This window comes from Streptomyces sp. NPDC012935 (genome assembly GCF_042900345.1).
In the GTDB taxonomy this organism is placed as follows: domain Bacteria; phylum Actinomycetota; class Actinomycetes; order Streptomycetales; family Streptomycetaceae; genus Streptomyces.
Genome location: NZ_JBIBBC010000021.1, coordinates 78,091 through 91,177, shown reverse-complemented (window position 1 = coordinate 91,177; position 13,087 = coordinate 78,091). Strand labels below are relative to the sequence as shown.

General features: G+C 70.8%; 12 protein-coding genes and 1 riboswitch. Of the genes, 6 read left to right on the top strand and 6 right to left on the bottom strand.

The window, feature by feature from the left end:
• The first annotated feature begins 156 nt into the window (after positions 1 to 156).
• A riboswitch (cyclic di-AMP (ydaO/yuaA leader) is annotated at positions 157 to 325 on the top strand.
• A gap of 8 nt (positions 326 to 333) precedes the next feature.
• Together ACFY5C_RS35615 and ACFY5C_RS35610 are read left to right on the top strand one after the other, a co-directional pair.
• The gene (locus ACFY5C_RS35615; RefSeq protein ID WP_389452635.1) at positions 334 to 1,515 is read left to right on the top strand and encodes an NlpC/P60 family protein; all 1,182 of its coding nucleotides are present in this window, start codon (positions 334 to 336) and stop codon (positions 1,513 to 1,515) included.
• Positions 1,516 to 1,859: 344 nt separating this feature from the next.
• A complete protein-coding gene (locus ACFY5C_RS35610) occupies positions 1,860 to 2,846 on the top strand; it encodes a tellurite resistance/C4-dicarboxylate transporter family protein (RefSeq protein ID WP_389452632.1) in 987 nt (328 codons plus the stop codon).
• Here ACFY5C_RS35610 and ACFY5C_RS35605 read toward each other — a convergent pair.
• Positions 2,824 to 3,177, bottom strand: a complete 354-nt coding sequence (locus ACFY5C_RS35605) for a hypothetical protein (protein WP_389452629.1) — start codon at positions 3,175 to 3,177, stop codon at positions 2,824 to 2,826. The genes ACFY5C_RS35610 and ACFY5C_RS35605 overlap by 23 nt on opposite strands.
• A 494-nt stretch (positions 3,178 to 3,671) precedes the next feature.
• Between ACFY5C_RS35605 and ACFY5C_RS35600 the strand changes: the two genes are divergently transcribed.
• Positions 3,672 to 4,742: an NlpC/P60 family protein gene (locus ACFY5C_RS35600; RefSeq protein WP_389452626.1), complete on the top strand. Its 1,071-nt coding sequence runs from the start codon at positions 3,672 to 3,674 to the stop codon at positions 4,740 to 4,742.
• Between the two features lie 70 nt (positions 4,743 to 4,812).
• Here the strand turns inward: ACFY5C_RS35600 and ACFY5C_RS35595 are convergent, their stop codons facing one another.
• On the bottom strand, positions 4,813 to 5,532 hold the full coding sequence (locus ACFY5C_RS35595; RefSeq protein ID WP_389452623.1) for a LuxR C-terminal-related transcriptional regulator: 720 nt from the start codon (positions 5,530 to 5,532) through the stop codon (positions 4,813 to 4,815).
• Entirely contained in the window at positions 5,529 to 6,818 is a 1,290-nt protein-coding gene (locus ACFY5C_RS35590) for a PspC domain-containing protein (protein WP_389452620.1), read from the bottom strand. The genes ACFY5C_RS35595 and ACFY5C_RS35590 overlap by 4 nt, the downstream gene beginning before the upstream one ends.
• Positions 6,819 to 6,996: 178 nt before the next feature.
• On the opposite strand from ACFY5C_RS35590, the gene ACFY5C_RS35585 reads away from it, so the two are divergent.
• On the top strand, positions 6,997 to 8,439 hold the full coding sequence (locus ACFY5C_RS35585; protein WP_389452617.1) for a PspC domain-containing protein: 1,443 nt from the start codon (positions 6,997 to 6,999) through the stop codon (positions 8,437 to 8,439).
• Positions 8,426 to 8,686 (top strand): hypothetical protein, encoded by a 261-nt coding sequence (locus ACFY5C_RS35580; RefSeq protein ID WP_389452614.1) that lies wholly within the window; start codon positions 8,426 to 8,428, stop codon positions 8,684 to 8,686. Before ACFY5C_RS35585 ends, ACFY5C_RS35580 begins: the two co-directional genes overlap by 14 nt.
• A 25-nt stretch (positions 8,687 to 8,711) precedes the next feature.
• Here ACFY5C_RS35580 and ACFY5C_RS35575 read toward each other — a convergent pair whose 3' ends face one another.
• On the bottom strand, positions 8,712 to 9,242 hold the full coding sequence (locus tag ACFY5C_RS35575; RefSeq protein WP_389452611.1) for a DoxX family protein: 531 nt from the start codon (positions 9,240 to 9,242) through the stop codon (positions 8,712 to 8,714).
• Between the two features lie 473 nt (positions 9,243 to 9,715).
• Positions 9,716 to 10,996 carry a hypothetical protein gene (locus tag ACFY5C_RS35570; RefSeq protein WP_389452608.1) on the bottom strand — a complete coding sequence of 427 codons (1,281 nt, stop codon included), beginning with the start codon at positions 10,994 to 10,996 and terminating at the stop codon, positions 9,716 to 9,718.
• A 334-nt stretch (positions 10,997 to 11,330) separates the two neighbouring features.
• On the opposite strand from ACFY5C_RS35570, the gene ACFY5C_RS35565 reads away from it, so the two are divergent.
• Positions 11,331 to 12,218, top strand: a complete 888-nt coding sequence (locus ACFY5C_RS35565; protein ID WP_389452605.1) for a DUF4429 domain-containing protein — start codon at positions 11,331 to 11,333, stop codon at positions 12,216 to 12,218.
• Between the two features lie 49 nt (positions 12,219 to 12,267).
• Here ACFY5C_RS35565 and ACFY5C_RS35560 read toward each other — a convergent pair whose 3' ends face one another.
• Positions 12,268 to 13,074, bottom strand: coding sequence for a class II aldolase/adducin family protein (locus ACFY5C_RS35560; protein WP_389452602.1), 807 nt, complete (start codon positions 13,072 to 13,074; stop codon positions 12,268 to 12,270).
• Positions 13,075 to 13,087: the final 13 nt, after the last annotated feature.

Here is a 13,087-nt window from a genome sequence, read left to right as displayed (position 1 = left end):
ACCAACAGCCCCACATCCACCCCGATCCACGGCACACATCGCCAAGGTCACGAAAATGTATCGGGCATATCGAACATCAACCTTCACAGGGGCCACACGAGTTGGCTACCGTGCCGGACAGGCCGTACGACCCCCACCGGCGAACGTCGCCGGGCCGCACGGCCTCCGCCGAGTCCGGAGCGCCGCCGTGCACCCGGAGCCGGGGACCCACCGAACTTGGGGTGAATCGGCCCGACTCCCGCCCGGGGAACGGCCGTAGGGCAACCCTTCCGAAACACCCGCCCGAACCCGACAGCTAACTCGGTAGGCGGAGCATGGAAGGAGTCGCCTCCCTTGGCGTCGCACCGCAAGTCGCGTCCCTCTGGTACGCGCGTAGCAGGCATACGGACCCCCGCCTTCGCCACGGCGGCCCTCACGTCCGTCGCCCTGCTGTCCCAGACGGCCAACGCGAGCCCCTCGACGGACGACAAGCCGAGCCTCGAAGAGGTCGAGAAGAAGGTCGACGACCTCTACCGCCAGGCGGAGTCCGCGACCGAGAAGTACAACGCGGCCAAAGAGAAGACCGCGAAGCAGCGCAAGCACGTCGACACTCTCCTCGACGACGTCGCCCGGCGCACCCAGAAGCTCAACGACGCACGTGAGGAACTCGGCCGCAACGCAGCCGCCCAGTACCGCACGGGAGCCTCGGCCCCCGACACGGCGACCTTCCTCCTGGCGGACACCCCACAGGACTACTTCGACCAGTCCCAGCTGATGGACCGCATGACGGGCCGTCAGAAGGAGTCGGTCGACGACTACTTCACCCAGCAGTCCGCGACGATGAAGAAGCGTCAGGAGGCCACTCAGAGCCTCGAAACGCTCACCGAGTCGCAGAACGACCTCCAGACGGCCAAGTCGACCGTCCAGAAGAAGCTCGCCGACGCACGCGAACTGCTCTCGCAACTGACGGCGGAGGAGAAGGCCCGCCTCGCCGCGATCGAGAAGCGCAAGCAGGAGGAGGCCGCCCGCAAGGCAGCGGAACTGGCCCGCCAGCAAGAGGCGGCCGAGCGCCGACGTCAGGAGGCGGCCCAGCAACAGGAGAGCGAGGACTCCTCGTCCGACTCGTCCTCCTCCGACTCGTCCTCCTCCGACTCGTCCGCGTCGGACCCCTCGTACGCCACCAAGGCCGAGAAGGCGCTGGCCTTCGCCCGCTCCCAGGTGGGCAAGCCGTACGTCTGGGGCGCCACCGGCCCTGACTCCTACGACTGCTCCGGCCTCACCCAGGCCGCCTGGAAGGCCGCAGGCGTCGACATCCCCCGCGTCACCTACGACCAGGTCAACGCAGGCACCACGGTCGCCGTCTCCAGCGCCAAGCCCGGCGACCTGGTCTTCTTCTACGACGACATCACGCACGTAGGCCTCTACATCGGCAACGGCATGATGATCCACGCCCCGAAGCCCGGCACGTACGTCCGCGAGGAGTCGATCTACTACGACGGAGAGTCGTCGATCCACAGCGTGGTCCGCCCGGCCTGACGAGCACACACGCGCGCGTGGCGCCCTTTCTCCGCCACGCGCGCGTAGTGGTGCGAAACGCACCCGCAGTCGCGTACGGCGGCAAGGGGACGTGCCGGGGGGTGCCCGCCCGCAGCGGCGGGCGTCAAGAGACAGCACCTCTTGAGAGACAGCAACCGCCCGACCGAGGACGGACCCCCCGGCACGGCCCCGACCCGCCCCACAGCCGCAGGCGCTACCGGCACTCCCACTCACCCGAGCGGGCCGCCGCAGGCATCCCGGCGCTCAACCGCCACGCGCATTTCACCCTGCACACGCGCGTGCCCCCACCCACCCCACACCCCCCACTCCCTAGCATCGACCCCATGCCCGCCCCCACGACCACCGCCACATCCCCTCTCCACACCTGGTGGTCGCGACGTCCCCCCACAGCCGGCGCCGCCGTCATGGCAACCGGCATCCTGTCGGTCGCGCTCCACCAGACCGGCTACGAAACCCTGTCCCGAATCACCCTCGCCCTCGCCTGCGCAGCCTGGCTGGCCCTCGCCGGCGACTTCACCGCAAGGCTCCTGTGGGACCGCGCCAGGTGGCTCAAGGAGGCCGCCACTCCCGCCGCCCTCACCGCCATCGCCGCCACGACGGTTCTCGGCACCCGCTTCGCCACCCTCGGCTGGCAGCCCCTCGCCAAAGCCCTCCTCGCCCTGGCGGCCCTGCTCTGGCCGGGTCTCCTCATCGCCGTAGTACGGCGCTGGCACCCTCGCATGCCCGGCGGGGTCTTCCTCGGCTGCGTGGCCACACAGGGCCTGGCCGTCCTGGCCGCAACCCTCGCCGCGACCGAGTCCACGGCATGGCTCGCCCACACGGCACTCGTGCTGTTCTGGCTCGGCCTGGTGCTCTACGTCATCGCTCTGACCCGCTTCGACCTGCGGCAAGTGACCAAGGGCGCAGGCGACCACTGGGTTGCGGGCGGCGCCCTCGCCATCTCCGCCCTCGCCGGCTCGAAGCTCCTGTCCGCCGACAGCCCGAGCCTGTACCTCTGGAACGAGGACGACACCGACGCCCTGCGCACGGTGACCGTCGCCCTGCTGGTCCTGGACCTGGCCTGGTACGCCGCTCTGCTCATCGCCGAGATCGTCCGGCCACGGCTGCGCTACGACGTACGCCGCTGGGCCACCGTGTTCCCCATGGGCATGACCGCCGCGGCGGCACTCTCTGTCGCCGCCGCGTTGGACGTGCCGTGGCTCAGGACCCCCGGCGAGGCCCTGCTGTGGATCGCGGTCGCGGCATGGCTGGCGGTCGCCGCAGGCGCAGTACTGAGCTACGCCGAAGTCATGTCCACAGAACGGCGATGAAGACGTTCACCATGGTCAGCAGCCCCACCAACCCGAAAAGGCGCTTGTCCACCGTCTCCTCGTCCCGCTTCACGTACACCAGCCCGAGGATCACGATCAGCAGCGCCAGCTTCACGCCGATCTTGATGTTGTCGACGGACTGATCGTCCGCCTGATTGAGGCCGACGAGGATCACACCGGTGACCAGCATGGTCAGCGCGCCGTGCAGCATCGCGGGCACGAACCGGGCGGAGCCCTGGCCCATCGCCTTCATCTGGGTGAAGAAACCACCGAGCAACGCGGCGATACCGATGATGTGCAGACCGACGAAGAGGTGGATGAGTACGTCCATGGGGCCGGAGCCTAATCAGCCCCATTCGGCTCCCCGCCACCGCCCCGACCCTCACCCTCCCTCACCCGCCCTCCCCGCCGAACTTCCCCTCCCTGATCTTGCATATATGCGCTCCATAGCACCCCGCGGCCGCCACCCACCCCCCATTCCGCCACATCGGTCAGCACGCAGCGTGAAAAAGACGCCCCCATCCCGCGATCACGCTCACTTACGGTCACGCACGATCCGCTCCCGGCACTTCCGCACAACGCGTTACCGGCCCGACACACGCAGGTTTAGCGTCCTCCACCAGGTGACCGGCTCCCCACCGCCGCCCGGGCCAGGGGCGGCAGTCGGACACCACCGCCGAGAAAGGTCCGGCGGCGGCCCGCTCCCCCTGTGTGGGCCGTCGCCGGACGCGTGACCCGCCCGCGGGCAGTCGTACGTCCGCTCCCCCAGGCTGTCGTGGCGGACGTGCGGGACGAGGCGGTCGTACGAAAGGACGTGCAGTCCACGTGGCAGCGCACCGAAAGCCCCGTCAGCGCTCGGTCGGCGGCAGTACGGCCCGCACGGCATGGACGATCGCCCTGGCGGGCGCGGCGACGGCGACGGGCTTCGACGGGACCGGACACGCCGAACCGCAGCTGACACCGGCCCAGGTCAAGGCGAAGGTGGACAAGCTGTACCACGAGGCGGAGGTCGCGACCGAGAAGTACAACGGCGCGAAGGAGAAGGCGGACACTGCCGAGCAGCGGATCAGGACGCTGCAGGACGAGGCCGCCCGAAAGACGGAGAAACTCAACTCGGCGCGCGAAGCGCTCGGCTCGATGGCCGCGGCGCAGTACCGCGACGGCGGCGTCGACCCGGCCCTCCAGCTCGCGCTCTCCAACGACCCCGACCGCTACCTCGACGGCGCGGAGTTCGCCGAACGTGCCGGCAACCGTCAGGCGGCATCCGTCGCGAGCGTCCGGGGGCAACTACGCGAGATCGAGCAGCTGCGCGGGGCCGCGCGCATCGAACTGACCTCGCTGCAGTCACGCCAGGCTGAACTGCAACGGCACCGAAGAACGATCACCGGCAAGCTCGACGCGGCCCGCACCCTGCTCGCTCAACTGACCGCCGAGGAGCGCGTCCGCCTCCAGAGCGCAGACGGCGGCGCCGACCGCGCGGCCCGCTCCTCCACAGGCTCCCGCGACGCCCTGACGACCCCCGGCTCAGCCGCGGCGCAGGCACCCAACGCCCGTGCGGCGTCAGCCATTTCGTACGCGTACTCCAAACTCGGCAGCCCCTACGTCTGGGGCGCGACCGGCCCGAACGCCTTCGACTGCTCCGGCCTCACCCAGGCCGCGTACCGCTCGGCGGGCCTCTCCCTGCCCCGCACGACCTACGCCCAGATCGACGCCGGCCGCCGCGTCTCCCGGTCCGAACTGCTCCCGGGCGACCTGGTGTTCTTCTACTCCGGCATCAGCCACGTCGGCCTCTACATCGGCAACGGCCAGATGATCCACGCCCCGAACCCGTCGGCGCCGGTCCGGGTGGCCCCTCTCGACGAGATGCCGTTCGCGGGAGCCACACGCGTCGTGTGAACGGACCTGGGCCCCTGCACAGCCGGGCCTGACCGCGACCCCCGGACGCGCCGAACCGTAGCCCCGGGCCTCACACCAGACGCCGCGCCGTCGCCCACCTTGTCAGCTCATGCCGATTCGACAGCTGAAGCTTCCTCAGGACCGCCGACACATGGGACTCGACCGTCTTGACGGAGATGAACAGCTGCTTGGCGATCTCCTTGTACGCGTACCCCCGCGCAATCAGCCGCAGCACCTCCCGCTCGCGCTGAGTGAGCCGGTCGAGGTCCTCGTCGACCGGCGGCGCGTCCGTCGACGCGAAGGCGTCCAGTACGAACCCGGCGAGGCGGGGCGAGAACACCGCGTCGCCGTCCTGGACCCGGAAGATGGAGTCGACCAGATCGGTGCCGGTGATCGTCTTCGTCACGTACCCGCGCGCACCGCCCCGGATCACTCCGATCACGTCCTCCGCCGCGTCCGAGACGGACAGTGCGAGGAAGCGGACGGGCTGCTCGGCGTCGCCCATCAACGGGGCGCAGCGGCGCAGGACTTCGACCCCGCCGCCGCCCGGGAGGTGCACGTCGAGGAGGACGACCTCGGGACGGGTCGCGGTGATGACCGTGACCGCCTGGTCGACGTCCGCGGCCTCTCCGACGACTTCGACGCCGGTCTGTTCGGTCCGGCCGATCTCGGCCTGGACTCCCGTACGGAACATGCGGTGGTCGTCGACGAGGACCACGCGCACGTGTCGCTCGGCCGCGCTCCCGCCGGTCGATTCCACGGGCTCGTTGGCCTCGGTCGGGTCGCTCATGACGTCTTCTCCGCCCTTTCCATCTCCAGCTCGACCTCCGTGCCACCGCCGGGCACCGCCCGCAGCCGGGCCGTACCGCCGTTGCGCTCCATGCGGCCGATGATCGATTCTCTGACGCCCATGCGGTCGGCGGGTATCGAGTCGAGGTCGAAGCCCGGACCGCGGTCCCGGACGGACACGAAGACGGTCTTGCCCTCCACCTCGGCGTAGACCTGCACGGCGCCGCCCTCGCCACCGTACTTCGCGGCGTTCACCATAGCCTCGCGCGCGGCCTGCATCTGTGCGGCGATTTTCTCGTCGAGCGGGCAGTCACCGACGACCACGACCTCTATGGGGACGCCGTGTTTGTCCTCGATCTCGGCGGCGTTGCGCCGGACCGCGTCGGCGAGGTTGGTGGGTTCGTCTGCCTCGTCCTTGCCGGTCCCCTCGGGTTTGTAGAGCCAGGTACGCAGGTCGCGTTCCTGGGCACGGGCGAGGCGGCGGACCTCGTTCGCGTTCTCCGCGTTGCGCTGGATCAAGGTCAGCGTGTGCAGCACCGAGTCGTGGACGTGCGCGGCGACCTCGGCGCGCTCCTGGGCGCGGATGCGCATCAGGCGCTCCTCGGAGAGGTCCTGCGTCATCCGGACCAGGTACGGGCCCGCGAGGAGTGTTATGCCGACGAGGACCGCCAGCGCCGCTTGCAGGACCGAGCCGAGGTGGGCGGCGGAGCCCTGCAGGACGAAGATGCCGGAGACGCCGGCCGTGACGAGCACGACGCCGCCCGCGGCGCGCAGCAGAGTCAGGGTGCGCCGACGCCGCCCGGCTTCCATCCACCGGGCCCGGCGGGCGTTGTCCGCCTGGCGCCAGACCAGGGCGACGCCCGCTCCGACGAGCACGGCGGGGAGGAGATAGGCCTTGGCGCCGCTTCCCAGGTCCACGCTGCCGACGAAGACCATCGCCACCACGACCATGAGGAGCAGCGCGACGATCTGCCCCTTGTCCGGCTTGCGGGCGACGAGTCTGCGCCGGCCGTCGGTCGCGGTCTCGGTGGCGAAAGCCGACGGCTTCTGCGCGTCGACGCCGCCGACGCCGAGCGGCACGAAGAACCAGAACGCGGCATACAGCAACGCACCCAGGCCGTCCGCCATGAACAGGCCGACGAAGACGAGCCGCACCCAGATGACGGGCAGGCCGAGATGCCCGGCGAGCCCCCGCGCCACGCCCCCGAGCCAGCGTCCGTCGCTGCTGCGGTAGAGCTTGCGCGGCGGCCGCGGTTCGACGAGTGGCGCTGCTGCGGCTTCCGGCATGCCATCGATGTTCACACGGTCGGAGCACCGGAGCATCAGGGTCGACCCCCGATACTCCCCTGATCTTCGGCAATCACCGCCTCGAACGCTTCCCCGCAGCCGCCTCAGGGCCGATATCAGGGTCCGACCAGGGTCATTCCGACTCCCGCGACGCCGACCCGCCCGTCACCATGGACACATGACAGAGCACCAGCACGCCGCGGACTCCGTGCCCGAGCCGGACGCCGTGCCCACCGCGGGCACCGCGTCCGACGCGGCATCCGCGAGCGCCGCGGGTGAGGGACCCCGCGTGCGCACGGGCGGAGAAAACGGAGAAGCGGCCCCGGCCGAGGATCCAGGCACACTCGAACCGCCGCACAGGTTCAGGCGCGAGCGCCGGCACAAGATGCTGGCCGGCGTCTGCGCCGGGCTCGGGCGGCAGTGCGACATGGACCCGGTGATCTTCCGGATCACCCTCGCCGTCCTCTCGGCGACCGGCGGCATCGGCCTCATCTTCTACGGCTTCGCCTGGCTCTTCGTCCCGTACGACGACGAGGACGAGAACGAGGTGCGCAAGCTGCTGACCGGCCGCGTGGACGGCCAGGCGCTGACGGCCGTGCTGTTCGCGCTGGTCGGCTGCGGCGTCCTGCTGACCCTGCTGAAGAACGGCGGTGTGCTGGCCTTCGCCGTGGTCCTCTCCCTCCTCCTCGCGGGCGCCGGCTACTGGTCGCGGCACCGCAGCACCCCCGACCCCGACCCGCTCGCAGCCCAGGCCGTCGCCGACGCCCCACCGGAGGCCCAGGCGCCACCGGTCCCCGCCGCTTTCTCCTCCTGGTGGCGCGAACCCATCGTCAAGGACGGCACACACGAGGGCGGCACCGGCTACCTCTGGGGCCCCCGCGACTCGCGCGACCGCGATATCGCGGCGGCGGTCAACATCAGCTTCGGCACCCCCTGGGCGAGCCGCCAGGACATACGCGCCCGACACCCCCAGCAGCCGAAGCAACGCGGCCCCCGCTGGATCGGCGGCTGGGTGTTCCTGCTGGCCCTGCTCGCGGGCGGCCTCGGCACCAGCGCCACCTGGGCGGATCAGTCGCTCGGCACCAGCCTCCAGACCGGCCTGGCCTGCGCGCTGCTCGTCCTCGGCCTGGGCATAGCGGTGAGCGCGTTCCTGGGCCGCACAGGAGCGGGCTCCATCTTCCTGGCGATCATCACCGCGGGTCTGCTGGCCGCCTCAGCGGCACTGCCCAAGGACATCAGCACGCACTGGATAGAGAGAAGCTGGCGCCCGGCGGCCGTGACCGACGTCCGGCAGCAGTACGACCTGGGCACCGGCATCGGCACTCTCGACCTGACCCGCCTGAACCTCACCGACAACCAGACGGTGACGACGAGAGCAGATGTGGGCGTGGGCCAACTCAAGGTGATCGTCCCCAAGGACGTGACCGTGGAGGTGAGCATCGACGTGGGGGTGGGCGACATCCAGCTGCCGGGCGACGACAAGCAGGACGTGGACGTGGCACCGGGCAAGCACAAGGAGCTGACCCTGACACCGCCCAAGGGCACCAAGGAGGCGGGCACGCTGGACCTCGACCTGAGCGTCGGCGTGGGGCAGGCGGAGGTGACCCGTGCTACGTCATGAGTTCCAGCCCGGCCGACTGGTCGCCGGCACCTTCCTGGCCCTCGCGGGCATCATCTACGTCGGAGACGCGGGCGACGCCTGGGAGACCCCATGGTTCGTGGTGATCCCCATGGTGATCGGCGGCCTCTGCCTGGCTGCCGCGGTGGCGCTCACGGCCCGAGGAATCCGCAGACGCCGCAGCCCCACTACTCCGCCCAGAGCCCACCCGGCACCCCCGGTCGGCCCCGGCCCCGAACTCAAACCGTGAAGCACCCCACTGACGACTGCACGGGCTACCGATAGCCCCCGGCCCGCTGCCGTCGCCGCCGGTGAAATGCGGCATCCACCGACAACATGGGGGCGCCCGCCAGTACGAGAGGCAGCCAGGCCATCAGATAGGCCAGGTCATTGCCGTAGTAGTAAGGATCGGAGGCCCAGCTCACCGTCAACCACAGGCTCAGCGAGATGAGCGCCCCACCGAGCGCCGCCAAACGGGCGAACAGCCCGATCAGCGTGCCGATGCCGACGGCCAGCTCACCGAAGGCGATCGCATAGCCGAACCCGACGGGGCTCTCCAGGGCCATGTCGACTATGGCCGGAATCGCCGAGGAGTCCCGAACGGCCCGCATCATGTCGCCGACCGAGCCCGCGCCGGAGTCCTTCATGAAGGCGCTGTCGGTGAGTTTGTCCAGGCCGGCATAGATGAAGGTGACGCCCAGAAAGACGCGGAGCGGGAGCAGTGCGTAGCGGGTGGCGGTGTCGCGCCAGTTCCGGTCGCCATCGAGGTAAGGGGGGTGCGTGTCCGTATGCATACCGTGAGTCATCGCCCGTAGCCGCCTCTCGCCCGCCGTGCCGTGACCCCTCAAAAAGACGATACGTACGCAGTGGCTGCGCCGCTCAACCCGAATTCTGGGACCTGCCCCACCCGAAGGGAACCCTGCGTCGTCCCTCGAGCCCTGACGGCCTGCGCCCCGGACCCTGCTTCGGCCCAAGAGCCTCATCCTCGGCCCCCGAACGGGCCGGATTGCCTGCACCCGCGTCGCAGAGCGGCCATGGTGGCGCACCCCCGCGGCGCCGAAGTCGCCCACGGCGGCAAGGGGACGTGCCGGGGGCGTCCGCCCGCAGTGGCCGGCGTCAAGAAACAGCGCCACCCTGCCCAACTCCCACCGCCGGTCCGAGGACGGACACCCCCCGGCACGGCCCCGACCCGCCCCCGACACCGCAGCGCCACCCGAACCCCCACCGCACAGCCACAGGCCGCCGCAGGCATCGCACCGGCCGACCACCGGAGGCCGCGTCAGTCGGTCACATCAATCGCATACCGATTGGTCTCCACCCCCGCCGCGGTAACCACCTGCACCTCCACCCGCCCAGGCTCCACCTCCACCGGCACAGGCACAGTAAGCACCGCATCCGTGGGATTGGTGAACCCCCCGCTCACCGGCACCAGCGGCACGTGCACATGCACCGCCCCGACCCGCACGACCATCCGCGAGAGCCGTTCCGCCTCCTGCGCCCCCGGCGGCACGAACCCCGCACCCCGGATCTCGATGTCGTCGCCCGTACGGATAGGCGCGTCCAGGTCCCCGGCCTCCCGCGCCCGCACCACGGAAAGGATCACCGGCCGCCCCCCTTCCGCATACTTCCCGGCCAGATAGGTGGCCGCCGAGATCAGCACGACCACCGCCAGTCCCCACGGCAGATCGGGCAACTGCTCCGGCCGCCGGCCCAGCCGCACCGCCGCGAACAGCAGCGCAACGCCACCGATCACGACGTACTGGATGTCGGCGAAAGTCCCCCGCCCCGCGTCATCCGTCAGCAGATCCGCCGCCCGGGGCCGGTCCGCCCGCAGCTTCTGCAGTCGCTGCCCGAGCACCCGCGCTCCGACGACGCGCCGCACGAGCACTGCGATCGCACAAACCACCGCGAGCACGGTCGCCACACCCGCGCCCCGCCCCAGGTCAAGGCCGGCGATCAGCGCATCGCGCTCCGCGTGTCCGGACGCCAGCGCCAGCTGTCCCACCAGCACGAGCACGGCGTACGCGACGAAGAGCACCCATGCCCCCGCCACCGCACGCGACGTGGACAGCCGGTTGTCCTCACCGATGACCGGCGCCAGCGCCCCGCCCCGCGCGCGGTGGAACCACGACGCTGCGGTCAGCGCCCCGGCCGTCACCAGCGCGGCCAGCAGTCCGGCCGTACGCGCAGCCGTCCACCCGGCACCGATCGCCGTGAACGCCTGCCCCAGGAGCAACGCCACGACCAGCGCCCAGACCACACACGCCGTACGCGACCACAGCCGCACCAGCCACGCCTCTCCCTCGGCCCGGCCCCGTTGGGCGACGAGTTCCGCGGACTGCGTCAGCTCCTCGGAGACCCACTGCCGGGAGGCGGAGGCCGAGTGGGCCACGGCCGCCGGTAGTCCCTGTCCGGCCGCGAACTCGTCCCGCTTCAGCAGGAACTCGGCGACCGCACGCCGATGCCCTGCCCGCGCCCCGTGCGGACAGTCCCCACAGGTGCAGCCGCTCCCATGCGCGCCCAGCACCGCGCCCCCCTGCCCAGCCTCCTGCACCGCCACGCCCGACGCCCGCCTTCCCGACAGCCCTCACGAACTCACGCACCCACGAACTCACGCACTCACACACTCGCGGCCCTCAGGGCCCACGCCCTGCACAGGCCCCGACAACCCTCATGGCCTTATAGCCCCATGGCCCACCGATCGGCAGCCCGATCTCAGATACCGGCCATCACCGTTTTCGGACATCGATGCCCTCGGCCATCGCCGCGCCACCGACAACTCCCGCACGACGACAGCGAATTGTCCCGCACCCGGCGCGCTCCCCACCCGGCAGGTCCCGTCGGCGCGAGTGAAGACAAGGCCACCGTGTTGACCCGGCTGCGAGAATTTCCGCATGGCCGAGATCATCCAGCGCGACGGGACCTGGGCCTTCGACGGCACAACGGTCCGGATCACGCCGGGACTCCACCGCTCCGTGCCGCTGTTCCGGCAGACGTACGGAGAGATCGCCGTGCCCCTGGAGGCCGTCGCGAGCATCGTCTTCGAGCCCGAGCGCAAGCGCGGCCGGCTGCGCATGCGGCTGCGCGAGGGCGCCGACCCGCTCCTCCAGGCGACCGGCGGCCGGCTCCCCGACCCCGCCGACCCCTATCGGCTGACGGTGGACATCGACCGTGCCGGGGCCGCCGAGTACGTCGCCGAGGAGATCCGTCGCGCGCTGCTGCTGGACCAGATCCCCACGGAGCCGGCCAGGACCTACCTCCTCCCCGGCCCGCCGGTCCCGGTCTCCGTCCGTTCCTCCGACGGCACGGTGTCCTTCGACGGCAGCCAGGTGCGGATCGACTGGTCCGACACCTCCGAGCGGGTCAAGCGGGCGACCGGCCCGCGGATCATCAGTCTTGGCGACCTCGTCCAGGTCGAATGGCTCCCCAACACCGGCTACGAGGACGGCTTCCTGCGCTTCGTGACCCGGGAGACGGTGTTCTCCAAACTGCCGCCGGAGAAGGACCCGTACGCGCTGGACCTGTGGGGCAGCGCCCGCCGTGACCTGCTCACCGCCCTGGTCGCCACCGCGGTCACCGCCCGCCTGCCGCATCCGTCCACCCGGCCCGGCGTCGAGGACCCCGCCGACCGCCGGAAGCTTGCGGCATCCGTCCCGGCCCGAGCCGACCACCACGACGTACTCCTGCGCAGGCTGCGGGAGCTGGGTGAACTGCACCGGGACGGGGTGCTCACGGACGAGGAGTTCGCGATGACGAAGGCGGTCGTCCTCCGGAGCTTCTGATCACGGCCACGGACCGCGGCACCACTGAGCGCGAAAAGCCCCCTGACCCTCAGCTCAACAGATCCGGCTCACTGCGGCTGACGTCCTGCCACAACGGCTGATAGTTGATCCACGCCACGAGATCCCCGCCCAGCTGCTCCCGCGTGGCCACCGCCTGCCGATGCTCGATGAGGACCGGACGGCCCGCCGCCCTGGCTGTCAGCTGCACCTGGCTGGAGCGTTCCATCGACAGGAACCACCAGGCCGCCGCGTCCACCGAGTCGCCGACGGTCAGCAGCCCGTGGTTGCGCAGCACGAGGGCCTTGCGCGTGCCCAGCGCGGCCGCGATGCGCCGGCCCTCCAGGGCGTCGACGGCCACGCCCGAGTAGGCGTCGTAGAGGGCGTGGTCCTCGTAGAAGGCGCAGCTCTCCTGCGTGATCGGGTCGAGGAGCTCGCCGAGCGCCGCGAGGGCCCGCCCGTGCACCGAGTGGCAGTGGGCGACCGCGACGACGTCCGGGCGGGCGGCGTGGACCTGGGAGTGCACGGTGAACGCCGCCTGGTTGACGTGGTAGCGACCCTGGATCACCTGTCCCTCGGAGTTGGCGAGCACCAGGTCGCTGACGGTGACGTGCCTGAACGGCATCCCGAACGGGTTGACCCAGAAGCAGTCGCTGAACTCCGGATCGCGCGCGGTGATGTGTCCGGAGACTCCGTCCTCGAACCCGAGCCGCCCGAAGATCCGCAGCGCGCCGGCGAGCCGCTCCTTGCGGTGCCGGCGCTCGTCCTCGACCGACTCGTGCATGGGCGGCATCGCGAACTGCAGGCGGTCGGTCGGCAGGGGCGAGGGCGGGGTGGACCCGAGGGGCGTCCCGTGCATGTGTCCTCCAGCA